Source organism: Leuconostoc mesenteroides subsp. mesenteroides, assembly GCA_009676745.1.
Taxonomy (GTDB): domain Bacteria; phylum Bacillota; class Bacilli; order Lactobacillales; family Lactobacillaceae; genus Leuconostoc; species Leuconostoc koreense.
This window is the reverse complement of sequence record CP046062.1, coordinates 1026652-1051438: the sequence shown is the minus strand read 5'-3', so window position 1 is coordinate 1051438 and position 24787 is coordinate 1026652. Positions and strand designations below refer to the sequence as shown.

Here is a 24787-nt window from a genome sequence, read left to right as displayed (position 1 = left end):
TTTTTTTAATCTAATATTGTTGTTGTAAATGTTTTTTCCCCTGAATTACGAACTAGAATTGCTTGCATTTCGTTGGCAGCTTTAATAATTATTCGAATCGGTACATTAGTTGGTAAGAATTTTAGTGCTGATTGAGATACATATGTCGCAAAACTTTCAATCTCAGTTTGACTGTAAAATTGTGTTGTGACTGTGACCTTCATACTAGAAAGCGTACCTGATTTAAAATTAGCGACTGCCGTAGCACCAGCTATGTTAGGAAAGAAATTCGAAACATCATTTTTAAAATTAGCAAAAGATGTGTTAGCTTCTGAACCTAAGCTTGATGTATCAGTTGATTCCTTAGGCAAAACAATAGACTTTTGATTAATATTAGTCCATTCTTTCAAGTTAATCCCGTTACTGCTGGTAGATTCTGCATAGAAGTTTCCTGATGCTAATGAATCTGTTTTGGAATTAGCATACATAGCAATGACAATAGGCGTATCTGAATCAACTCCCTTTTGTTCTCGCACTTTTTTGATGATTTCTGGTGCAATTTTTTCACCATAAGCTATGCGATCAGCATCTAAAATATTTTGTGTATAGGTAGCACCATACTCTTCTTTTTGGTATTCATCCTGCGTGTTCATCGCTACACCGATAACCATACCAGCTAACTTAAGGTCGTCACCATTTTTAGTCATAAAATCCTGTTCGGTCAGTGTTTGAATATAAATCGGATTACGTGAGCTATCTGTTTTACCGTTATCTTCCGGATTTAATCCATTACTATTACTGTTACTTTTACGTTCAAGTAATGAAGTAACAGTAGACGAACTCAAATATTGTCCCTCCTGAAAAATATAGCTGCTTGTTTTGAAATGTGTTTTGGCCAAATCAAGCAGTGATGACTCAAAGTTTTTCACATCAAGATTATTTGTTTCAGAAGTTGACGTGATACCACGAGCTGCACTCACTAAATAACGACCATCTTTGATTACTGTTTGGTACTGACCCGGCGTGCTCTGGGTCAACTGGACCCCACTTGTTTTTTTACTTGTTGTTAGTGTGACACGATTCACATTAAAAAAATATAAAATGCCAACAGCGATAATCAAAATACCAACTATAATCGCTGTATAACCACGAAAACCAATCCGCTTCATTATTTTCCGTCCTCTTTTACTTGTTCATCAACAAACTGTTGTTCGGTCCAAACTGTAATACCTAATTGATTGGCTTTATCCAGTTTACTACCTGCAGCTTCTCCTGCAATAACTAAGTCTGTTTTTACTGACACCGATCCGGCGACATTAGCGCCATGATCTTGCAACCATTTTGTTGCAGCAGGGCGACTACTTTGTTCTAGTTTACCAGTTAAGACTACCTTTTTACCATAAAAAAATGAATTTTCGTCAATCACTGTGTCAGATAAATATAATTGATTAACACCAGAAGAATCTAGTTCGACAAGTAGTTGCTGAGATTCTGGTGTACTAAAGTATTGTACAATTGACTCGGCAATTGTCTGACCAATCCCATTGATATTTGCGATATCTTCAACCGAGGCCTTTGAAACAGCTGATAAGGTCCTGAACTTTTCTGCTATCAAGCGAGCCGCTTTTGCACCAACCATGCGAATTCCTAAACCAAATAATAAGCGTTCAAGAGAATTTTCCTTTGAATTATTAATTGCATCAATTAACTTCACAGCTGATTTTTCTTGAAACTTATCTAACGTTAGTAATTGTTCAACCGTTATGCGATAAATGGCAGCTACGTCTTTAATATAGCCTGCCTTTAATAGTTGACCGACAACCCTTGGTCCCATGCCATCAATATTCATCGCATTTCTTGATGCAAAATGTGTTAATCCTTCTTGAATTTGAGCTGAACAGAATGGATTAATACAGCGGAGTGCTACCTCACCTTCAATATGAACTAAATTGGAGTCACAGGCAGGACATTTTGTCGGAATATGATAAGTTTCACTGTCTGTAGGACGTTTGTCTAAAATGACTTGTCCGATTTCTGGAATGATATCACCTGCTTTGTGTAGCGTAACCGTATCACCAATTTGAATATCCTTTTCCATTAAATAATCAGGATTATGCAGGCTAGCGCGTTGCACAGTGGTACCTGCTAACAAAACTGGATCCATAACTGCAGTAGGTGTTACCGCCCCAGTTCGTCCGACAGTCCATTCAATGTCACGAACGATTGTTAAGGCTTCTTCCGGAGGGAATTTATAAGCGATAGCCCAACGTGGAATTTTAACTGTATGTCCTAAGTCAAACTGTAAGTCTAGTTGATTCACTTTGACGACGACACCATCGATACCATAAGACAAGCTTTCACGCTCCGAGGTATACTTAGCAATATAGTCAGCTATATCTGCCATTTTATGAATGACACGATTGTGTGTGTCTGTTGGCAGACCTAATTCTGCAAATCGCTCTAACGCACCACTTTGAGTTGTTACTCCGAGTATTTCAGGTTCAGCTGTATAGTATACAAAAGCTGATAAGTTTCGTGACTTAGTAATTTTAACGTTTAATTGACGCAAGGAACCGGCGGCAGCATTACGAGGGTTAGCAAATGGTTCTAGACCATCAGCCTCCCGCTGCTTATTTAGAGCAGCAAAACTAGCTTTAGGCATATAGATTTCTCCACGTACCTCGATGGTTAATGGTTCAGTCAACTTTTTGGGTATTGCCTTAATTGTTTTTACATTCGCTGTAACATCCTCACCAACGATACCATTCCCACGTGTAGAAGCTTGTACAAGTTCCCCATCAACATAGGTCAAGGCAACTGCTAATCCATCAATTTTCAACTCTAAATTATAAGATGCTTGGTTTCCAAGCGACTTGGTTGTTCTTGCATCCCAGTCATTAAGTTCATCCAAGCTAAATACATCACCTAACGATAACATCGGTGCAGGATGTACTACTTTTTGTAATTCAGCCTTGGTATCTGCGCTACCAACATTCTGTGTCGGTGAATCCGGGGTCACATATTGTGGGAATTTTTCTTCTAACGCAGCTAATCGCGCATATAATGCATCGTAAATGTAGTCCTCAACTAGTGGTGCATCTTCTTCATAATAGGCTGTGCCATATTGTACTAGTTGCTTTTGTAATCGCGCGGTTTCTTGCTGCGCGTCTTTTGTTGTTAATTTTTCAATTGGCGTAAAATCTGGTAACATTCTCAACCTCAATATTCATTTATTTTAGTAAGTATTTGTTTTTCCGCCATCAGCAAACTCACAGACTCATCAAAAATCATTTCACCTTCTATGTGAAGTGAGTCATCACTTTGATACCAACGCGTTAAATCAATAGCAGTAAACTCAGTGATTGGTTTAGTATAATGACGTCGTACTGTCTCGTTCAAGGATAAGCGATAATAAACCGTAACCACTTGATCAAAGTCTTGGATTTGTTCACGCATCATTGGGCCATAAACACTGCTTTTTAAAATACCCTCTAGTATAACAAACTGTTCTTGTTGATTACCAAACTCAAGTAAATTTTTAATTAACGATATTGATAAATTACCCACTTCATCTTTAACATTAAGCATTTCCCGACGAACAATGTCTTGAGATATTAGCAGACTATCTGTTAAAACATGATGTAATTGACGAGCTAATGTTGTTTTACCACTACCAGAATTACCACGTATAATAACTAGCGTTGTCATTCTGCTCGTTTAATTGGTGCAAAAGCAGCTAATAACTGCTTGACCCCTTCTGATGGGAAAGCAACTTTTAATTCTTGATCTTGTGCAGATCCCGACACAGAAACAATCGTACCAATACCCCATTTTTTATGAGACACCTTATCACCAGGCTGCCAAACCATACTATCAGCACCAGTTTGTCCTGAAGTAGTTTTGGTTACCGGACTAGCCGTCTTGTAAGTTGTGGCTGTGGCTCGCTGCATTTTCTTATCAAATGGGAAAGCACGGTCATTTGAAGAAGATGAGATGCCACCATATTGCGTATCCAATAATTCGTTTGAAATTTCATCAATGAATCTCGAAGGTTCATTTGCTTGCGTACGACCATACAATAAGCGTGAAAAAGCATTAGTTAGATATAATTTTTTCATCGCTCTTGTAATACCAACATAAGCTAAGCGACGTTCTTCTTCCAATTGATCATCATCCATCATAGACCGTGACAAAGGAAAAATACCTTCCTCCATACCTACTAAAAAGACAACAGGAAACTCTAAACCTTTAGCTGCGTGTAAGGTCATTAAGGTAACTGCACCATCACCTTCTTCAAAATCGTCCAAATCGCTCATTAATGCAGTTGAACTCAAAAAATCAGTCATCGGATCAACAGATTCAGGATCGTCCGGATTATACTTTGAGTCGAATTCTTTTGTAACTGACAAAAATTCTTCCAAGTTTTCTAGACGACCTTGACTTTCAGGATCATTTTTTTCAGCTAACTTTTGGCGATAGCCAGATTTGGTCATCACCAATTCAGCAAGTTCAGTCACAGTTAAAAATTCAGTCTGTTGACGTAAATTGTGCATCATTTCAGCAAACTGAATTAATTTTGAAGCTGCCTTAGCTGTAATTTCTGGTGCTAATTCAATATTTTCAATTGCACCCATATAAGACAAATTCATTCGATTGGCAAAATCCCGTAACCGATTAATTGATGTTGCACCAATACCACGTTTAGGTTCATTAACTACTCGTTCAAACGCTGCATTATCAGCAGGATTTGTCATCAAATTCATGTATGACATGATATCAAGAATTTCTTTACGCTCATAAAACTTATGTCCGCCAACCATAGTGTACGGCATATTAGCTTTCACAAGAGCTTCTTCAATACCACGTGACTGAGCGTTCGTGCGATACAATACTGCAAAATCACTGTATGCGGTATTCTTATCTTGGCGTGATTTTTGAATGTTGGCCAAGACAAAGTTAGCTTCGTCTCGTTCTGTTTGCGCACGATAGTAGGTAATCTTATCGCCTTTGCCATTTTCGGTCCAAAGTCTCTTATCTATGCGCTCATTATTATTATTGATAACTGCATTCGCTGCATCTAAAATATTCTGAGTTGAACGATAGTTTTGTTCAAGCAAAACAGTGTGTGCATCTGGATAGTCTTTTTCGAAATTTAAAATATTATTCATGTTAGCACCACGCCAACCATAAATAGACTGATCTGCATCACCCACAACAGCTAAATTACGTGAACGTTTCGCCAGTAAATTAACAATTGTATATTGTGCATCATTGGTATCTTGATATTCATCGACATGCAGGTATTCAAATTGGTTTTGATACCGTTCCAGAACGTCTGGTGCTTGTTTGAATAAATCAATTGTTGACATAATTAAGTCATCAAAATCAACACTCTGAGCGCGACGTAGCTCTGCCTGATATGCGGCATACACTTCGGCGACAGTCTCTTCATATACATTGCCAGCCTGCTTAGCATAAGCCTTAGCTGTCAACATATCATTCTTCGCATTAGAAACCGTGCCTAAAATTGTGCGTGGGTCATATTGATTCGTATCTAAGTTCAAATCATTAATAACCCGCTTCATTAACGTGCGTTGTGCGCTTGTATCGATAATTGTAAAATTACGTGCTAGGCCAATTCTCTCACCATCTCGACGTAAAATTCGAACAGCCATAGCATGGAATGTTGAGACCCAAATTTCTCTTGCTATTTCTGGATCAACTAGTTGCGCAATACGTTCACGCATTTCACGAGCTGCTTTGTTGGTAAATGTAATTGCCAAAATGCGCCATGGGTATACATTTTTATCTTGCACCAAATGGGCAATACGATGTGTCAAGACGCGCGTCTTACCAGAACCAGCACCAGCCATAATTAATAGTGGTCCTTCAGTGGTTTGAACAGCCTCTGACTGCTTTTCATTCATTCCTTGAATTAGGGTTTCAATTGGCATTTTTATATCCTTACTTGTAAAAATAACTTCCTTTATTTTACCATTTTTCATGTAATAACTCTAATGGCTCGTCGAGACATGCACCCGTCAATATTCTGACATTTCTATGCATATAGCCCTATATCAATGATAAAATAATAAGGGTAATCAACAGTAAAATCATATTGAAAGAAAAAAGGATTCTATGAAATTAAGACCACTTGAAAAAAGAGATCTCCCATATATTTATGAACAAGAAAACTCACGCAAAGTGATGGCGTTATGGTTCGAAGAACCTTATACCTCTTTTGATGAATTACAAATTCTTTACGATCGTCATATTTTAGACCAAACAGAACGTCGTTTTGTTGTGGAAGAGAATGATCGTTTTATCGGCGTCGTTGAATTAATGGATATCGATACGCTACATAGACATACAGAAATTCAAATCATTATCCATTCAGAGTTCCAAGGTCACGGGTATGCACAAGCTGCTATGAGATCAGGAATAGAGTATGCTTTCACGGTGTTGAATATGCATAAAGTCTATTTGTATGTTGATGTGAATAATTCAGCTGCTATCCACATCTATAAAAAAATTGGTTTCATTCCTGAAGGGACCCTTCGTCAACACTTTTTTGCTGAAGGAGAATACCATGACAGTTTAATGATGGGTATCTTCTCACATGAATTTACATTTTAAAACACAAAAAAGTAGACTAACGTCTACTTTTTTGTTGCATCAAACCTTTCCAAATGCCAAGTTTGAATAATTGTAATTAACTTTTTAGCGTAATTAGGATCAGTCGCATAACCGTCCTGTGTCAGTGCTTTGGCAGCTGAAGCGTAATCGTCTGCATCCAGTACATGTTGATATTGTTTTGCATTCCAACTCGTACCACCATGTAGTAGTTTTGCATGTGCCTTCATACTTTCTTGCCAACTATCATAAGCCGCAAAACGTCCTTGAATGGTAATCCATTCACCATTAACATACTCTTGCGTTGGTAATACAGCACTTTTTTGTCCTGCATCCGCTTTGATACCATATAAATTATTATACTTTGTTGACAACGTACTTGTGTGCCAGTCGGACTCTAAGATAGCTTGTGCAATGCTAATTGATGCAAGAACTCCATATTCTTCTTGCAATTCACGCGCGTATGGTGCTAACTCATTAATCCAAGCCACCTTTTTTGATTCTTCACTATTTGTACTGATTTGATTGTTTTGAGGCCTTTTGTAAATCGCAGTGTTTGATGTGATGGTAGCTAAAATAACCAATGTAACTAGCAAGCCACACAGTAAACGTAATCGCTGTTTCTGTAATCCTTTTTTTGATTTTCTTCGCTTTTTTTTTGCCATTAATATTGATCCATGAGTAATAATTGTTTAAACCTTGCTGAAGTTTGCTGCAACTCAGCCGGTGAACCGCTCAACGTGAATTTTCCATTCTCTAAAAAGTAAACTTTATCAACATTTTCGATTCCTGTCAAATGATGAGTGACCCAAATAATCGTTCGGTCTTTGAGAACTGAAAATATTTGGGACAAAACCTCGTACTCTGTTTTAGGATCTAGTGATACTGTTGGTTCATCTAACACGACAATTGGCGCATCTTGCAGCATGATTCGTGCTAAGGCAAATCTTTGTCGCTCTCCACCAGAAAATCGTGTTCCTGCTTCCTGCATCTGTGTATTGTATCCGTTGGATAAAGAATTAATTAGTGGCTGTAAGCCAGCCTTTTCAACTGCTTGTTGAACCTGTTCATCAGTAGCATGAATATTCCCCATACGTACGTTGTTCATAATCGTTGTATCAAACAAATATGTCTGTTGATCTAATACAGCTACTAAACTAGACATGTTACCTTGTAAGTTCTGGACTGGCATTTCATTGATTGTTACTTCACCCAACGATGATTGGATATCACCTGCCAAAAGCTTGAGTAACGTTGTTTTACCTGCACCTGAACGACCAAGTAACGCAATTTTTTCTTTAGGTTGAACTTTAAATGACAAATTATCAACAATTGTTTTGTCTCCATACTTAAATGTAACTTGATTAAAATTAATTACTGCTGAGTTGATTGTGTGTCGATTCTCCTGTAGCAATGCTGGTTCTGGTAAATTATTTAAACGCATAATGCTATCTTCGTAAAATGAAGATTCACTTACACCTTGATTTACAGCAATAAAGCTATCAATTAGAGGAAATATTGCAAGTGTGAAAGCTGCAATATAATTAACTGTACTTAAATTACCAGAAAACTGATTTGTTGCCCATATTAAAGTTGTTATAGCCAATATCAATGCTAACACTTGGATGGCAAAATCACGCCACCAGCCAAATTTCATACTTTGATTTTTAACATGCGCCAACTTTGACATTGTTTCGCCTTGATTTTGTACTAGATCTTCTTGTCTTCCTGATAGCACCCAATCTTGCAATCCTAAAATAGCATCAGTTGCATCTGTATAAAGGCTTTGCTGTAATGCTTTTTGTTGCCGCACCCCTTTATAGTTCACTGTCAAACTCAATAATGGCACAACAACTAAGATAATAGCCAACATTACAAACCACCACAACATGAATAGCCAATTAATTGCGCCAATTGCTATTGTGAGGAAAAGGTACAACACCATACCAGAACCCAATGGGAAAAGTGTTCTAAGGTAGAGATTTTGTAAACGATCTAAATCGTCAGCAAGCAAACTAAGCACTTCACCTGTTTGAAGTTGTCCTCGAATGCTACTAGCCGTACTAGCAGCACTTTCGTATAACCGTTTACGTGTTTTCGAAACGACACGCAATACCCAATTGTGTGACACCAAACGCTGTGCATAACGAAAAACTGGACGAGCAATACCAAATGCACGTGTCAGAACAATTGGCACATAAATAATGAGAATATTAGAAGGATGTTGAGCAGAACGTGAAATTAAAAAGCCAGACACAAACATTAAGGCACCGGCGGCGAAGGTTATCATAAAATTTAAAAATATCGACCAAAAGAGACCAGATTTTTGTTGACGTAAGAATGGAAGAATCCATCTGTCTTGTAACAATATTTTTTTTAATCGCTTCATTTCAGACCACCTTTATGCATTTCATGACGCAGCTTATTCAAAGCACTATTAGTATCAGCTAGCAAAACACTAGGTACACCCGTTTCCACAATGCGCCCATCACGTATTACAATAACTAAATCCATTTGATCTAACCAATGTAACCGGTGTGTTGCGAAAAAAACTAAGTGATTATTCAAAATAGTTGACATCGTTTTCTTTAAGTCAATTTCAGTTTCAATGTCTAAATGAGCTGTGGGTTCATCAAACAAGAGCACTTTACGAGATGAATCTAGCAACATTCTTGCTAAGGCTACACGCTGCGCCTGCCCGCCAGATAATTGACGCCCACTTTCACCAATTACAGTATTTAACCCGTCTGGTAATTCATCAATTAAACCAGATAAACCGGCTTTTTCAACAGCTTCGTTGATTGCTTCGTCACTAGCACTTGGTGCGTAAAATCTGATATTATCACGTAACGATTCATGAAAAATATAAGGCGTTTGTGGCATATAAAAAAACTGTTTCTGCCATTGCTGTTGTGTTAAATGCTTCATCTCCTGTCCATTGATATTGATTGTTCCTTGCTCAGGTTTTAAGAAGCCTCCCAAAATACTAAGTAGTGTAGATTTGCCAGAACCACTTTCACCAACCAAAGCAATTTTTTGATAACCTTTAGCATGTAGCGAAATCTCTTTCAAGGTGACTTTTGAATCATAAGAAAACTGCACATCGTTCAATACTAATTCGCTATCTGCTTGCCACTCATTTGATTGGAATTCATCTTGTTGGTTGACAATTTTGGTGTCAATTACTTTCAAAACATCAGTGAGTGAATTTTTACCATTCAAAGTGGCATGATAATCATCAGCAAAATTACGCAAAGGAAGAAAATATTCTGGCGCTAAGATCAAGATAGTCAACGCCGGAAAAAGCGTCATTCTGGCGTTCATTAAATCCATCCCCAAAAACACAGCAACTATTGCAACTGATAATGTTGTGAAAAAATCAAGTGCAAACGTTGATGTAATCGCAATTTTTAGTGTTCGCATAGTTGTTTTTCGATAATCTTCTGAAATACTATAAATTTCGTCTCCATATGACTGGGACAGGCCTAATTGCTTCAAGGTTGGCAGACCGCGCAGAGCATCTACAAATCGATTATTTAAATTCTTAAAATTTGCAAACTCTGCATCAGCTTTACTTTGTGCTGCCAAACCCAAAATGATGAAGAATAAAATCACCACCGGAAATACGAGCAACAAAAATAGTCCCTGTTCCCACTTAAGATAAGCGATATATATCAAAATTAACCACGGAATAATACCCAAATCAAAAACTTTAATCAGTAGTAGTTGGAAATAGTTTTTAACATTATCCAGCCCCGCTCCTAGTGTTGTGACTGCATTCCCTGTACCAGACTGTTTAATAATACTAGGACCAATTTCGGCATACTTAGCTAACAATTGTTTACGATAATTTTCCACTGTATGGTCAGCAAACTTCGACATATAGTTATTTTTTAACACAATCAATAATTGTCTCATCACAAAAGAAAAAGCAAAAAGTAACACATTGATGAATGTTTGATCAATACTTTTACCTTGCCATAAATCAGTAACTGATTGGGCCAAGAAAACACCTTGGAATATAATCGAAAATGCTTGAATTCCTGTCAAAATAACTAAGATTATTAAAGTACTAATGATACCTGGTAACGAAAAAAGTCTTTTGTCTATCATATTTTTATATTTGTTAAACAAGAGTATTGCCATCTAAATAACAATACCTTGCCAAACATGCTCCTTAAAATAAAAAACGCCTACAATCAATTGTAAACGTTTTTAGATTTATTATTCAACCACTTTATCAGCTATAATACGCTTACGGAAAACCCAGAAACTCCATATTTGGTATCCTAATGTCAATGGTAAAGCTGTTAATACAACAAATGACATCACTGTTAATGTATATGGCGATGACGATGCATTAATAATTTTTAAACTGTGTAATGGATTGTCAGCTACCATTAAACGAGGGAATAGGCCAACAAATAGTAAGATAACTACTTCAACCAAGGTCAAACCCGATAAAATAAATGGGACAACTTCTTTTTTCAGATTAACCGTTAAATACCAGCCAATAACAGTGGAGAGGACAATCGCCACTAATATAACTAATGTCCACAACAATTTAGTTTGGAAAAAATCCGTGTAGAAGAACAGTAGAATTGCAAATAACGCTTCTCCAGCCAACAAAATTGGATAAAATACTTTCAATTGCGTCATTGCCCTTGTACGAATATCACCGATAATACGTAGGCGTGTGTAGTTTAAGCCATGTACATAACTCATTAATGTGACGGCAATACCGCCCACAAGTGTAAATGGTGTGACATAGTCAAACAATCCGGCCGACAAATTTCCCTTAGCATCCATTGGCATACCTGATACCATGGCAGTAAAAATCATTCCTAAGAAAAATGGTGCGATAAACGAGCTGATTGCGATAAATCGTTCCCACAATTGTGACCCTTGAATGGTAGGCATATGTTCACGAAATTCAAAGGCAACGCCACGATAAATCAATGCCATCAATACAATAAACAATGGTAGATAAAAGCCAGAAAAGAGCGATGCATACCAGTAAGGAAAAGCTGCAAACATTGCACCACCAGCGGTAATTAACCAAACCTCATTGGCATCCCAATGGGGTCCAATAGATTCATACAGTGCTTCCCGATCATCCTGGTTACGAGAATTAAAAATAAACTGCATACCAATACCAAAATCATATCCTTCTAGAAAGAAGAAACCTGACCACAATACGGCAATTAAAATAAACCATAAAATTTGTAAGAAACTCATCTTGCTGTTCCCTCACTTCCTGCTAAATCCTCGTATGGATCTCTTGGTGATAATTCTGCTTCTTTTTCAGCATCAGGACCTGCATGTAATACGCGACGAGATAACCAAATCATTACACCACCGAGTGTTGCAAATGTTAAGAAGTAAATAATATTTGAAATAAGCAATGAAGCAGCCGAAACATTAGGTGATACAGCATCAGCAATTGTCATTAATCCATAAACAACCCAAGGATATCGTCCTAATTCTGTTACTAACCACCCCGCGGTATTTATAACAAATGGGAAAAACGTCATAATTCCTAAAATCCATAAAAACCAACGCTGAGTCAAAATTAAATTTGTTTTTTTACGATTGAACCAAAGCGCTACAACAGCAACCAACCCCAGTAACCCGGCTCCCATCGCCATCACGCGAAAGGCATAAAACAATGTATTCTCTGGAACGTAATAGTTTTTAATGCCATCATGCGTTTTACCATATTTTTTTTCAAATTTTTTGTTCAACTCTGTGGTTCCGACAGTTTTACCACCTGTCAACGAATGGTTTCCTAAAATAGACAAAGCATATGGTATTTCGATTCTTGCAACCACCTTATGTGTCTTTGGATTGGTCACGGAAATCAATGACCATGGTTGTGCTTTGTCAGCACGCTTTGACGAATCAATCGTTTCATCAACCCCTTCCATTGCTGCATATTTCATTGGCTGCATAGATTGCAATTCAAAAGCATGCTGATCACCTGTATATAAGGCTCCGCCAACTCCTATTAAACCAACAAACAAAGCAATATTTATTGATTTGCGGAAAAAGTCAACCTGCACGTCATTCTTTTTCAGCTTTAATAATTTAAATGCTGACATTCCTGCAATGATAAAACCACCTGCTACGAAAGTGCCCATTAAGACGTGCGGAAATTCAATCCATAGTTGTTTATTAGTCAACAATGCAAAAATATTTGTCAACTCTGCCCGCCCCATATTATTATCAATAGCATACCCAACAGGATTTTGCATAAATGAATTAGCAGCTAAAATCCATAATGCTGATAAACTAGAAGCAATCGCTACAATCCAAATAAAAAGAACATGAACTGCCGGCTTGAAACGATCCCATGTGAATGACCATAAGCCAATAAATGTTGATTCAGCAAAAAAAGCAACTAATGCTTCTATCGCTAATGGTGCACCAAATATGTCCCCCACATACCGCGAATACTCTGACCAATTCATGCCGAACTGGAACTCTTGAATAATACCAGTTACAACACCAACAGCGAAACTGAGTAAGAAAATTTTGCTCCAGAATTGGGCCATTTTCTTATATACTTCTTCTTTTTTAATCACATACATTGTTTCCATACATGCAACGACGACGGCTAAACCAATTGACATCGGTACAAAGAAAAAATGAAAAATCGTGGTCATCGCAAACTGAAAACGTGCTAAATCAAGTATGCCCACTAACGTAACCATAATAGCTCCTCCAAAAGACACGACTAAATTTTTGACATGTCTATCTTAAATATTTAAACTAACTCTAAATTAAGTAGTTTCTACCTTTATTAGTTTATCACTTGATAAACTACGTTGAAAGCGATTTGACCATTTTAATACAAAATAAAAATATCCATGATAGTTACATCATGAATATCAGTAATTATTGTTGCTACATAGTATTAGTTGAAGTTAGAATCATCTTCAAGGAAAGTATTTAGAACTTCTTCAACCATATCCCATTCTTTATCATCTTCAATTTGAATTAATTCTTCCTCTGTAGCGTCGCCGTTTTCATCCGGATTGAAGATATATGCTTGAATATCAACTTCTTCATCGTCTTCAATACCTTCTGGTACTAACAAAATATAATCTTTATTGTACTCATCTGAATGGAATGTGAATAACACTTCATATAATGCTTCATCACCACTTTCATCAATTAACGTAATTTTTTGTACTTCTGAGTTATTTTCGCTCATTTTCTTTTCCTTATCAAATATTATAAGTTCATTATACAATAAAAGCCTTGTTCCGTATAGGGACAGGGCTTTTATTCTACTTGGTTAACTTGCCTTTCGAATCTAAATAATTTTGTAAAATAAATTCCGCAGCTATTTTATCGATAACTTTTTTGCGCTTTTTACGCGATACGTTAGCTTCTTCAATGAGCATACGTTCAGCTTCTACCGTAGTTAACCGTTCGTCTTGAAAGTCAGTTGGTAACCCAAATGTTTCCTCAATCAACTTGGCATAGTTTCGGGCTGCTTCCGCACGTGGTCCCTCACTATTGTTCATGTTTTTTGGCAAACCTAGAACAACACCTGTTGCGTTTTTTTCTTTAATGATTTCTCCCAAACGCTCAATACCAAATTCTTTATCTTCCTCGTTGATACGGATGATTTCAACACCTTGTGCTGTCCATCCCATTGGATCACTAACCGATACACCAACTGTTCGACTACCAACATCTAGTCCTAATATGCGCATTATTTTTTCAAATAGGCGTGTACAAGTTCTTCAATGATTTCATCGCGTTCATGACGTTTAATTAAATTTCGTGCGTCATTTAAACGTGGGATATAGGCCGGATCGCCAGACATTAAGTAACCAACTATTTGATTAATTGGATTATACCCTTTTTCTTCCAATGAACTATACACAATCTCAAGTGTTTCATGAATATCTTTTGGCATTTGATTACCAAAATCAAATATTGCTGTTTCATCTCCTACTGTCATAGTACACGCTCCTTTCTCTAGAAATTATCTCCATACTGCCTTGTTTATTCACCCATTATACTACGCCATAATCACATCAATCAAGTTACAAACAAGTTACTTATCTGATAAGAACGCCGAAACTGCAGCAAATGCATCTGAAATGCCTGCAGGCTTTTTTCCACCAGCTTGAGCCATATCTGGGCGTCCACCACCACCACCACCTATGTGTGGGGCAATGGATTTAATGAGTTCGCCGGCCTTAATACCTGCTTGATTGGCATCTGGGGCAGCGGCAACAATCAAACTTACTTTCTCATCAGCAACGGTTGCTAGTACCAAAACATCTGATGGATAATTTTCTTTCCAGTTATCCGCAACTTGTCGTAAGCCATCCATGCCAGAAACCTGTAACTGAGCAGTAATATAAGTATGCCCATTGATAGTTTTTACATCATTAAAAATTTCACCTGCCGTAGCATTCGCTAACTTAGCTTCTAAGGACTCCGCTTTTCGCTGCGCCGTACGCAAATCAGTTTGCAAATCATATACCTTCTCTGGCGCATCAGTTAGCTTTTGTGCCTTCAAAGCAGTAGCAATTTCTTTCAAGGCTTGTTCCTGAGCTTTATATTGTGCAAGTGCTTGTAGACCAGTTACAGCTTCAATACGGCGTACCCCTGCACCAATTCCTGATTCACTAACAATTTTAAACAGACCTAACTCTGCAGTAGAATTAGCATGTGTACCACCATCAAACTCCTTGTTAAAGTCACCAATTGATACAATACGGACCTGATCACCATATTTCTCACCAAATACGGCAACTGCACCTAATTTTTTTGCAGACTCAATGTCAGTTTCTAGCCAAGTAACTGGTAGATTCTTAGTAATTTCTTGATTCATCATCGACTCTATTTTATCAAGATCTTCACTTGAAACTGGTCCCTCATTATTAAAATCAAACCTTAAATATTCTGGTTCTACTAATGAACCAGCCTGATGAACATCTCCACCAAGTACATTACGCAATGATTGGTCTAACATGTGCGTTGCTGTATGGTTTTTGGAAACAGCAACATGACGTGCCATATCAACCTTCAAATCGACTTTGTCTCCAAGGGTAAAGCTTGAAATGACATCAACCGTATGAATATGTTGTCCGTTTGGAGCAATTTGAACATCTGTCACACGAGCAATCACATCTCCACTTGTGTTCAAAACATCCCCAAAGTCAGGCACTTGTCCACCCATTTCGGCATAGAAGGGTGTTACATCAAAAGCTACTTGTACGGTAGTATTAACAGCAACATTATCCAATAACGCATCAATACCTTGTTCATCTTGACCAATAATAGCAACGATTTCCGCATGATTGACTTCAGTTTGAGACCAACCAACGTACTTTGAGTCAACATGTAAATCGGTTAACACGGCATTTTGAACACCCATTGACTTAGTATTAGCACGTGCAGCACGAGCTCTAACGCGTTGTGCTTGCAATTCCTCGTTGTATTCATCCACATCTACTGTCAATCCAGCATCTTCAGCTTGCTCTTGCGTCAATTCAAGTGGGAACCCATAAGTATCAGATAACTTGAAAGCAGCGGCACCACTAATTTGTGTCTGGCCCGTTTTTTTAGCTTCTTTAATTACCTCATTCAACAAAGCTAGTCCGCCTGTTAATGTTGCATTAAAGCGTTTTTCTTCAGCAGCAACAGTCTTTTGAATCTTGGCAGTGTTGGCTTTGACTTCTGGATAGTAGCTTTCCATGATGTCTCCAACAATTGGTACCAAATTAGTTAAAAACTGTCCTTTAATGCCTAATTTTTGTCCATGCAAAACTGCGCGACGCAACAAGCGGCGAATAACATATCCACGTCCCTCATTTGAGGGCAAAGCACCATCCCCAATTGCAAATGTTATTGCACGAATATGGTCGGCAATTACTTTGAAACTCGTATTAATCTCTGAATCTTCGCTATCATTATAGGTAAATTGATTTGACAATTTCTCTGTAGCCCGGATGATAGGTAAAAACAAGTCCGTATCAAAGTTAGTACGGCCATTTTGGAAAACAGATACAACTCGTTCAAGTCCCATACCAGTATCAATGTTTTTATGCGGTAACTCAGGATATTGTGAATTATCCGTTAGTCCAGGCAAATGATTAAACTGAGAGAAAACAAGATTCCAAATTTCTAGATAACGTTCATTTTCACCGCCCGGATACATTTCTGGATCATCATCAGGTAAATCTTGGAAGGCGCTACCACGATCAAAGAATATTTCAGAATCAGGGCCAGAAGGTCCCTCACCAATATCCCAAAAGTTATCTTCAACTTCATAGATGTGGCCGTCTGGTAAGCTAGTTTTCTCTTCCCAAATTTTTCTAGCTTCCTGATCTTTAGGATACACAGTTACATACAATTTTTCAGCATCTAAGCCATACCAATCCGGGCTAGTCAATAACTCCCAAGCCCAAGGAATTGCTTGTTCTTTAAAATAATCACCGATTGAAAAGTTACCCATCATTTCAAAAAGTGTATGATGCCGAGCTGTTTTCCCAACGTTTTCAATATCATTAGTACGAATAGCCTTTTGAGAATTAGTGATACGTGGATTATTGGGAACTACTGTACCATCAAAATACTTTTTTAAAGTCGCAACACCGGAATTAATCCATAACAACGTTGGATCGTCTTGCGGAATCAGATTTTTTGAAGGTACAACTTCGTGCCCCTTAGAAGCAAAAAAATCTAAAAACATTTGGCGAATTTCTGCTGAACTCAATTCTTTCATGAAAACTTTTTCTCCTTAAAAAATATAAAAAGACCAAAACAAAGTGCGGACGCTCTACCGTGGTACCACCGCAATTTGTAATGATCTTAAACACAATCTTTACCTTTATCTCTCATAACGCTGAGTAGCGGTGATTTTTCAATCACAATTAAGTCTGGTAGCACAAAAAAACCAACGTGTGCTTTTCATCACCCAGCACATTTCTAGCTGACGGACGGCTAATTCGTATGTCCAGAATTCTTAATCATTATATCATATTACCAACCAATGTGATTATCAGTTTTTGGTAATGAAATTTTATCCGATGCTAAATCAGAAAATGCTTGTTCTAATATCTCAAAGGCGTGCTGTAGTTCTTCTTCTTTAATGACTAGTGGCGGTTGAAAGCGTAATATGTTCCCTCTTAAGCTAATCATTATCGCTCCTAACTCAAAAATACGATAGATTAACTTATTGGTTGCTTCGATATCGGGTTCACCTTTGTCATTAATAATATCAATGCCACCATTCAAGCCATATATACGGACGTCACCGATGAAATCATACTTTTTAGCAGCAGAATCAAAAAATACTTTAGCACGACCACCTAGCTGTCGAGAGCGTTCGACTAATTTTTCCTCTTCAATGACGTCGAGCGTGGCCAGTGCTGCTGCTGCGGTTACTGGATTCCCAGCAGTCGTGTAAACATTAGCTGGTGCTTGCAAACTATCCATAATTTCTTTACGTCCAACAACCGCACTTAAAGGTAATCCACTAGCAATCGATTTACCAATACTCATTAAATCTGGAGCAATACCAAAATGATCAATTGACCACATTTCACCAGTTCGTCCAAGGCCCTGGTTAACCTCGTCAACCGCGAAAACAATGCCATGTTTGCGTGTGAACTCATAAACCAATTCAACATAGCGTTGTGGTGCTTTGATAATTCCACCATCACCTTGAATAGGTTCAATAATAACTAACGCCACTTCATCTGCTGGTAAATAAGTCTCAAATGGTAATTTAAACTGTTTAAATAAACGCTCGGAAAAATCACAGTCACTTTCTCCGGCCATTCGCTGTGTCTGATCAGGAAAAGGTGCCTTTACCGTGTTTGGCAAGAGTGGTCCAATTTTTCGAGCCATATTCAAACTAACTCCTGAAATAGAAAGCGAACCATATGTGGACCCATGATAAGCGCCAGTAAAGCTAACAACATATTGTCGCCCAGTATAACCACGAGCAAACTTGATAATCGCATCGTTTGCATCCGATCCTGAATTACCAAAAGCAACTTGCTTTTGGAAGTCTCCTGGTGCCATATCTACTAAACGTTCAGCTAATTTTGCAGTTACCGTATTAGCAAAATATGCAGGCGTATACTGAATTAGCTTTTGTGCTTGGTTAGAAATTGCTTCCACAACTTTTGGATGTGAATGACCAGTATTAGTAGCGCTTGCACTGGCTAATAGGTCAATATAATCATGCCCATCTGCATCAGTAATGATGGCACCTTTTCCGTGATCAATGACAATATCAAAATATTTAACCCGTGTTGCATTTGCCAAGTAAATCTTTTCTTCTTCTAAAATTTTTTTATTTTTTGACATTTTTAGCAGCTTTCACACTTATTTTAGATTTGTATACAAGAAAAGCCCTGTAAATTCAGGACTTTTTGTTAGCTTATTTCTGAGACAACTTACTATGCTTAGAACCATAAACAGCATAAATGATTATGCCGAGTACAAACCAACCAAAAGCATAAATTTTTGCTTGATTATCCAACTCATAGAAAATAAATCCAGATCCCAATGCAGCCAATGCTGGCATCACTGGATAAAATGGCATTTTGAAGCCGGGTTCTTGAATATCCTTACCTTCACGAGGACGTAATGCATAAATACCAAGAGAAACAATGATAAAGGCAATCAATGTCCCAGCAGAAATTAGACCTGCTAATTCAGTGAAGCTAAATACTGATCCAATCAAGATGGCAATGACTGACAATACTAACAAAGCATTGTTTGGCAAGCCTTTATCATTAACTTTGCCTAGAAAACTTGGCAACAAACCATCACGACCGAAAGCATAAAGCAGGCGTGAACCGGCCAACATCATACCAATAATTGCTGTAAACATACCAACTAGGGCAACCACTGATAACAGATTAGATGTAAATTCATGGCCTGAGTGCAATAATGCCCAGGCAGCAGGAGCCGCGTTGTCTTTATACTCTGTATAGTGGAACATACCAACTAATACAAGCGCTACTGTTACGAAAAGAATTGTTGCGATAACTAAAGAACCAATGATACCACGTGGCATAGTCTTCTTGGGATCCTTTGCTTCAGCTGAACTAGCAGCAATAGAATCAAACCCAATGTAAGCTAAGAAAATTTGTGAAGCACCGGCAAAAATTCCTTGCCAACCACCAAAATCAGTTTTAGCATTGTATTCAGGAATAAATGGTACGTAATTACCAGGATGAATAGCTGTTAATCCAACCCCAATAAAGATTAAGATGACTAATACCTTACCAATAACCAACACATTTTCAACACGAGCCGTGGTGTTTGTTCCGCGCCATAATAATACTGCAATAATCAAAACCGCAAATAGTGCAGCTATGTCAATAACGCCACCATTTCCAGCGGCAAATGAACCAGCCAAAGCCTTTGGTAATACTAAGTTATGTGAGCCAAGGAATAACTTAAAGTTTGCTGACCAACCGGAAGCCACGAAAGCGACAGCAATGAAATATTCCGCCAAAAGTGCCCAACCGGCAATCCAGCCAAATACTTCACCAAAGACAACGTTGGCCCAAGAGTAAGCAGATCCAGCAAATGGTAATGCTGAAGCAAACTCCGCATAGGCAAACGCAGCAAGTCCTGAAACAATTGCCGCAATTACGAATGAAATCGCCACTGCTGGTCCAGCATGGTTAGCTGCCACAATACCTGGCAAGGTAAAGATAGCTGTAGATACGATAGTCCCAATACCTAAAGCTAACATTTCTTTAACACCTAACGTCTTACGTAGATGTCGATCACTATTAGTAAAACTAGCAGGAGTCGCTTTATGTAGCCATCCTGTTCTTGTTTTTGATTCTGACATATGTTTATCCCTTCAACTCTATAAAAGTTACTTTAATATATTAACATTTTCTAATTTTATTGTCAACGTTTCCCATATAAGGAATGATTATGCCAATCAAATTATTATTTTCATGATATTTTAATAATAAAATAGCACTTCGATATAGTTTACATAGAATATAGTTATTTCTAACGAAATTTCCAAATTAAAAAATGCTACTCCAATCGGAATAGCATTTTGAATTTAAGCAAATACAGATGTCAAAATTAAAATAATAATCAAACCAGTCACGGAAATAATTGTTTCTAAAACAGTCCAAATTTGGAATGTTTGCTTAACTGATAAGTCGAAAAATTCTTTAAAAATCCAAAAACCTGCATCATTCACGTGTGATGCGATTAATGACCCAGCACCAATAGCTAACGCCACGAAGACTGGCAATAATGTGTTACCAGGGTTGGCTGCTAGAATTCCAGTCACAATACCAGCTGCTGTCATACCAGCAACAGTAGCTGAACCCACCGAAATTCGTAAGACTGCAGCAACAGCCCAAGCGAATAAGACAATAGCAATCGGACTCATGGCGCCACCGGCTTGGAAAATTGTTGCAATCTTGTCAGATAATCCTGATGTAACCAAGACACCACGCAAGGCACCACCACCACCAACAATCAACAAAATTCCAGCAACGGCTGACATGCCTTCATTCAATGATTTTCCTACTTCAACCATTGTTTTCTTTTGCCAAATACCCATTGTAAAAATAGCAAAAACTAATGCAATTGTCATAGCTACAGCTGGATTAGCTACAAATTCAACAATTTGATCAACTGTGTTTGGGTTCTTTGGCGTAACGCCACCTGTGTAAATCAACTTATAAATTGTAGCAATGATCATGAATACTAATGGAAAGACAGACGTTAGTACGGACAAACCAAAATTTGGTGTTGCATTCAAGTCATACTTTTTTGCGGGTCCAACTGCTTCAATTTCTGTTTTAAACTGAAAAGCATCTGGTGCATATTTTTGTGCTAATTTTGTAAATGCTGGACCAGCAACAACGGCAGTAATTACTGATACAATCAAACCGAAAATCAACATCATACCAATATTAGCACCTAAAGCTGAGGCAACAGCTGTTGGTGCCGGCTGTGGTGGCAAAAATCCTTGTGCCGAACTTAAGGCAGCTGTCATTGAGATTCCTAAGTAAAGCAATGGCACGCCAGCTTCAATAGCAACGGCAAATACGATTGGAATTAACAACACCATACCAACACCAAATATCATAGAAATACCAATGATAAATGATGCAATTAATACTGCCCATTGTAGGCGTTTAACGCCAAACCAATCAATCAATGTTTTAGCAATACGGTACGATCCACCTGCATCAGCGACTAAGCGGCCAATCATACCACCAAAAATAAAGATTACCGAGTTTGGACCAAGAATATTTCCTACTCCTTCACTACCAAGAACGGCATTTGGTATCTCCATGGGCTTCATGCCAAGCAACAAGGCAAGAATAAAAGCAGTAATAATTAATGAAACAAATGTGTTTAACTTTAGTTTTGCAATCAAAATAAGCAAAATCAAAATTGACACAATTAACATAACAAATTCCATCTACTTGTACTAACGGTCTCTGGCCGTTATCTCCTTTTCATTTACAAATACATTCTTCCCCTGCTCATGTTCAGTAACTATTTTGAATGCTTTCTTTGATAGTTAGCAATATTTTGATATTCTGTCTGCAATTGACGAGATAATCGGATAAAGATTGGTGCTAATTCTCGGTAAGCTTCAAAGTTTTTTGGTTCGGGGAAATACGTGTTAGCTGCTCCAATGTATTTCTCAATTTCATATAAGCTATCAATTTTCCCCAGTGCTTTTTGTGCAACAATAACTGCAGCTAATGCACCGGATTCAAATGCCTCCGGAACTGTGACAGGTTGTTCAAAAATATCCGCAAACATTTGCCGCCACAATGGTGAGCGTGCAAAACCACCTGTTGCTTGGATGGATTTCAAATCACCCACAACCTCTTCGAGTGCCAAGCTGACCATGAACACATTAAAAGTAATACCCTCTAATACTGCACGTAACATATGCGCGCGCGTATGCCCATGATTAAGACCAAAGAATGATCCGCGAGCGTTGGCATCCCAAATTGGTGCACGTTCGCCGCCTAGGTATGGATGGAAAATTAGGCCTTCGGATCCAGCCGGAATACGCTCCGCAATTTCTGTTAACAAATCATAAGAATCTTTTCCAAGTAGCGCAGCTGTTGATTTTTCAGCATCAAACATATTATCTCGTGCCCATCGGAACACATCCCCGCCATTATTAACAGGACCACCAACAACCCAATTGTCTTTATCCAAAGCATAGGTAAACGTACGTCCCTTAGGATCGATAACAGGTTGCTTTGAAACAACTCGAATAGCACCTGAAGTGCCAATTGTAATAGCCGCAACACCTGGTTTAACTGCGTTAACACCCAAATTTGAAAGTGGCCCATCACCTGCACCGTAAACAAACGGTGTATTGGCCGGAATCCCAATCAACGCAGCATATTTTTCAAACATACTCGTTTCGTACTCATAAGGTTCAACTGGTTGTGGCAACTGTTCTTTTTGAACACCGGTTACTGACAAGGCCTGCTCATCCCAATCCAAATTAAAAATATTGAACAAACCAGTTCCAGAAGCAATAGAAATATCCATTTTGTTTGAGCCAAAAAGTCGGTGGAATAAGTATTCCTTAATGCCCAAATAATGTGCTGCTTTCTGATAAATATCAATATGTTCTGATTTTAACCATAATAATTTGGACAATGGTGCCATCGGATGTATAGGTGTACCTGTATTTTTATAAATTTGTTGACCTATTCCATTAGCTTTTAATTCTTCGGTATATTTCACCGCACGCGTATCTGCCCAAGTAATGGCACGTGTCAATGGTTTCCAATCTTCATCAAATGCAATTAATGAGTGCATTGCTGAACTAAATGACACAGCAGTAATCTGATGACCTTTATCCAAATCAGCTACACGTACCACTTCTGCTAGCGCAGCAACTAATGCCTCAAAAAGTTCATCAAGATCCTCTTCAGCCATATCAGGCAAATCACGGTACAAAGTATAACTTTTATTCGCACTTGCTACGACAACATTCTTATCATCGAACAACACTGCCTTCGTTGATGTCGTACCGACATCAACGCCTATCATATACTCCATTTATTTACCTCCAATAGATGTTATGCGTTTAATATTTTCTATTCTAGACAGAAAAAGCTCCCTTAAGCGGGAGCTTTGTTCATTAAGCTGAACAAATTTTCTATTAATTACTTAGCTGCGTCCATTGCGTGACCACCGAAGCCGTTACGCAAAGCTGATACAACCTTACCAGTAAATGTGTCATCTTGCAATGAACGGTAACGCATTGCTAATGATAGGTAGATAACTGGTGCAGGTACGTCCAAGTCCAATGATTCTTGAACTGTCCACTTACCTTCACCTGAAGAATGCATACGACCAGCGATAGCATCCAAATGTGGATCCTTGGCGAATTGTTCTTCAGCCAACTCCATCAACCATGAACGAATAACTGATCCATGGTTCCACAACTTTGAAACAGCTTCATAGTCGTAGTCAAATTGTGAAGCTTCCAATACTTCGAATCCTTCAGCAATTGCTTGCATCATACCGTATTCGATACCATTGTGAACCATCTTCAAGTAGTGACCTGAACCCAAACGGCCTGTGTACAAGTAACCATCTTCTTCAGAAATTGACTTAAACAAAGGTTCGATAATCTTCCAAGCTTCGGCGTCATCGCCACCAATCATGAAGTTACCACCGTTACGGGCACCATTCATTCCACCAGAAGTACCAGCATCAAAGAACTTAATACCAGCAGCAGATGTACGCTTGTTTTGTTCCAAGTTATCCTTGTAGTTAGAGTTACCACCATCAATAATGATGTCACCCTTGTCCATCTTCTCAATCAATGTATCGATTGTTGAGTTAGTTGGTACACCAGCTGGCACCATAACCCAAACTGCCTTTGGAGATGGCAACTTTGACAACATATCATCAATGTCAGAAGCAGCTTCAACTGATGCTGAATAGTCAGTTGCTTCCTTAACAAAGTCAGCGTTTAAATCAAACGCAACAACTTCGTGACCGTTATCAACGGCGTTCTTTACCAAGTTCAAGCCCATCTTACCAAGGCCGATCATTGCAAACTTCATGTCTACTTACCTCTTTGTTTTTTGAGTTTTTAATACACTTTTATTATATGAAAATAATTTACACATTGCAACCTTATTATTGAAAA

The 24787-nt window shown here is 38.1% G+C and carries 19 protein-coding genes; 1 reads left to right on the top strand and 18 read right to left on the bottom strand.

The window, feature by feature from the left end; translation table 11 throughout:
* Positions 1–5: 5 nt before the first annotated feature.
* Genes GJV51_05310 through pcrA form a run of 4 tightly spaced genes read right to left on the bottom strand, consistent with a single transcriptional unit; the run spans position 6 to position 5933 of the window.
* Positions 6–1148, bottom strand: coding sequence for a CamS family sex pheromone protein (locus tag GJV51_05310; GenBank protein ID QGM25416.1), 1143 nt, complete (start codon positions 1146–1148; stop codon positions 6–8).
* Entirely contained in the window at positions 1148–3190 is a 2043-nt protein-coding gene (gene ligA, locus GJV51_05305) for an NAD-dependent DNA ligase LigA (protein QGM25415.1), read from the bottom strand. Before ligA ends, GJV51_05310 begins: the two co-directional genes overlap by 1 nt.
* Before the next feature lie 8 nt (positions 3191–3198).
* Positions 3199–3687, bottom strand: coding sequence for an AAA family ATPase (locus GJV51_05300; GenBank protein QGM25414.1), 489 nt, complete (start codon positions 3685–3687; stop codon positions 3199–3201).
* Positions 3684–5933, bottom strand: coding sequence for a DNA helicase PcrA (gene pcrA, locus GJV51_05295; protein QGM25413.1), 2250 nt, complete (start codon positions 5931–5933; stop codon positions 3684–3686). Before pcrA ends, GJV51_05300 begins: the two co-directional genes overlap by 4 nt.
* A 184-nt stretch (positions 5934–6117) precedes the next feature.
* Here pcrA and GJV51_05290 point away from each other — a divergent pair, with 184 nt between their 5' ends.
* Complete coding sequence (locus GJV51_05290; GenBank protein ID QGM25412.1) at positions 6118–6615, top strand: GNAT family N-acetyltransferase; 498 nt, start codon at positions 6118–6120, stop codon at positions 6613–6615.
* A 23-nt stretch (positions 6616–6638) separates the two neighbouring features.
* Here the strand turns inward: GJV51_05290 and GJV51_05285 are convergent, their stop codons facing one another.
* From GJV51_05285 to gnd, 14 genes are all read right to left on the bottom strand, one after another.
* Positions 6639–7277: an N-acetylmuramidase gene (locus tag GJV51_05285; protein QGM25411.1), complete on the bottom strand. Its 639-nt coding sequence runs from the start codon at positions 7275–7277 to the stop codon at positions 6639–6641.
* The gene (gene cydC, locus GJV51_05280) at positions 7277–9001 is read right to left on the bottom strand and encodes a thiol reductant ABC exporter subunit CydC (protein ID QGM25410.1); all 1725 of its coding nucleotides are present in this window, start codon (positions 8999–9001) and stop codon (positions 7277–7279) included. Before cydC ends, GJV51_05285 begins: the two co-directional genes overlap by 1 nt.
* Positions 8998–10725: a thiol reductant ABC exporter subunit CydD gene (cydD, locus tag GJV51_05275; protein ID QGM25409.1), complete on the bottom strand. Its 1728-nt coding sequence runs from the start codon at positions 10723–10725 to the stop codon at positions 8998–9000. The genes cydC and cydD overlap by 4 nt, the downstream gene beginning before the upstream one ends.
* A 111-nt stretch (positions 10726–10836) precedes the next feature.
* Positions 10837–11850 carry a cytochrome d ubiquinol oxidase subunit II gene (cydB, locus tag GJV51_05270; GenBank protein ID QGM25408.1) on the bottom strand — a complete coding sequence of 338 codons (1014 nt, stop codon included), beginning with the start codon at positions 11848–11850 and terminating at the stop codon, positions 10837–10839.
* A complete protein-coding gene (locus GJV51_05265) occupies positions 11847–13325 on the bottom strand; it encodes a cytochrome ubiquinol oxidase subunit I (GenBank protein QGM25407.1) in 1479 nt (492 codons plus the stop codon). The genes cydB and GJV51_05265 overlap by 4 nt, the downstream gene beginning before the upstream one ends.
* 203 nt (positions 13326–13528) lie before the next feature.
* Complete coding sequence (locus tag GJV51_05260) at positions 13529–13828, bottom strand: DUF1292 domain-containing protein (protein ID QGM25406.1); 300 nt, start codon at positions 13826–13828, stop codon at positions 13529–13531.
* Between the two features lie 76 nt (positions 13829–13904).
* Entirely contained in the window at positions 13905–14336 is a 432-nt protein-coding gene (ruvX, locus tag GJV51_05255; protein ID QGM25405.1) for a Holliday junction resolvase RuvX, read from the bottom strand.
* On the bottom strand, positions 14336–14587 hold the full coding sequence (locus tag GJV51_05250; protein QGM25404.1) for an IreB family regulatory phosphoprotein: 252 nt from the start codon (positions 14585–14587) through the stop codon (positions 14336–14338). Before GJV51_05250 ends, ruvX begins: the two co-directional genes overlap by 1 nt.
* A 96-nt stretch (positions 14588–14683) precedes the next feature.
* Positions 14684–17365, bottom strand: coding sequence for an alanine--tRNA ligase (alaS, locus tag GJV51_05245; GenBank protein ID QGM25403.1), 2682 nt, complete (start codon positions 17363–17365; stop codon positions 14684–14686).
* Positions 17366–17622: 257 nt separating this feature from the next.
* On the bottom strand, positions 17623–18957 hold the full coding sequence (locus GJV51_05240) for an aspartate aminotransferase family protein (protein ID QGM25402.1): 1335 nt from the start codon (positions 18955–18957) through the stop codon (positions 17623–17625).
* Between the two features lie 73 nt (positions 18958–19030).
* Positions 19031–20461 carry an amino acid permease gene (locus tag GJV51_05235; protein ID QGM25401.1) on the bottom strand — a complete coding sequence of 477 codons (1431 nt, stop codon included), beginning with the start codon at positions 20459–20461 and terminating at the stop codon, positions 19031–19033.
* A gap of 225 nt (positions 20462–20686) precedes the next feature.
* Entirely contained in the window at positions 20687–22069 is a 1383-nt protein-coding gene (locus tag GJV51_05230) for a gluconate permease (GenBank protein ID QGM25400.1), read from the bottom strand.
* A 77-nt stretch (positions 22070–22146) separates the two neighbouring features.
* On the bottom strand, positions 22147–23685 hold the full coding sequence (gene gntK, locus GJV51_05225) for a gluconokinase (protein ID QGM25399.1): 1539 nt from the start codon (positions 23683–23685) through the stop codon (positions 22147–22149).
* Between the two features lie 107 nt (positions 23686–23792).
* Positions 23793–24701, bottom strand: a complete 909-nt coding sequence (gnd, locus tag GJV51_05220) for a decarboxylating 6-phosphogluconate dehydrogenase (protein ID QGM25398.1) — start codon at positions 24699–24701, stop codon at positions 23793–23795.
* Between the last annotated feature and the right edge of the window lie 86 nt (positions 24702–24787).

Bases quoted from the DNA above. Each gene is read 5' to 3' on its own strand.
- GJV51_05310 (QGM25416.1), bottom strand. From the start codon at position 1,148: ATGAAGCGGATTGGTTTTCGTGGTTATACAGCGATTATAGTTGGTATT.
- ligA (QGM25415.1), bottom strand. From the start codon at position 3,190: ATGTTACCAGATTTTACGCCAATTGAAAAATTAACAACAAAAGACGCG.
- GJV51_05300 (QGM25414.1), bottom strand. From the start codon at position 3,687: ATGACAACGCTAGTTATTATACGTGGTAATTCTGGTAGTGGTAAAACA.
- pcrA (QGM25413.1), bottom strand. From the start codon at position 5,933: ATGCCAATTGAAACCCTAATTCAAGGAATGAATGAAAAGCAGTCAGAG.
- GJV51_05290 (QGM25412.1), top strand. From the start codon at position 6,118: ATGAAATTAAGACCACTTGAAAAAAGAGATCTCCCATATATTTATGAA.
- GJV51_05285 (QGM25411.1), bottom strand. From the start codon at position 7,277: ATGGCAAAAAAAAAGCGAAGAAAATCAAAAAAAGGATTACAGAAACAG.
- cydC (QGM25410.1), bottom strand. From the start codon at position 9,001: ATGAAGCGATTAAAAAAAATATTGTTACAAGACAGATGGATTCTTCCA.
- cydD (QGM25409.1), bottom strand. From the start codon at position 10,725: ATGATAGACAAAAGACTTTTTTCGTTACCAGGTATCATTAGTACTTTA.
- cydB (QGM25408.1), bottom strand. From the start codon at position 11,850: ATGAGTTTCTTACAAATTTTATGGTTTATTTTAATTGCCGTATTGTGG.
- GJV51_05265 (QGM25407.1), bottom strand. From the start codon at position 13,325: ATGGTTACGTTAGTGGGCATACTTGATTTAGCACGTTTTCAGTTTGCG.
- GJV51_05260 (QGM25406.1), bottom strand. From the start codon at position 13,828: ATGAGCGAAAATAACTCAGAAGTACAAAAAATTACGTTAATTGATGAA.
- ruvX (QGM25405.1), bottom strand. From the start codon at position 14,336: ATGCGCATATTAGGACTAGATGTTGGTAGTCGAACAGTTGGTGTATCG.
- GJV51_05250 (QGM25404.1), bottom strand. From the start codon at position 14,587: ATGACAGTAGGAGATGAAACAGCAATATTTGATTTTGGTAATCAAATG.
- alaS (QGM25403.1), bottom strand. From the start codon at position 17,365: ATGAAAGAATTGAGTTCAGCAGAAATTCGCCAAATGTTTTTAGATTTT.
- GJV51_05240 (QGM25402.1), bottom strand. From the start codon at position 18,957: ATGTCAAAAAATAAAAAAATTTTAGAAGAAGAAAAGATTTACTTGGCA.
- GJV51_05235 (QGM25401.1), bottom strand. From the start codon at position 20,461: ATGTCAGAATCAAAAACAAGAACAGGATGGCTACATAAAGCGACTCCT.
- GJV51_05230 (QGM25400.1), bottom strand. From the start codon at position 22,069: ATGGAATTTGTTATGTTAATTGTGTCAATTTTGATTTTGCTTATTTTG.
- gntK (QGM25399.1), bottom strand. From the start codon at position 23,685: ATGGAGTATATGATAGGCGTTGATGTCGGTACGACATCAACGAAGGCA.
- gnd (QGM25398.1), bottom strand. From the start codon at position 24,701: ATGAAGTTTGCAATGATCGGCCTTGGTAAGATGGGCTTGAACTTGGTA.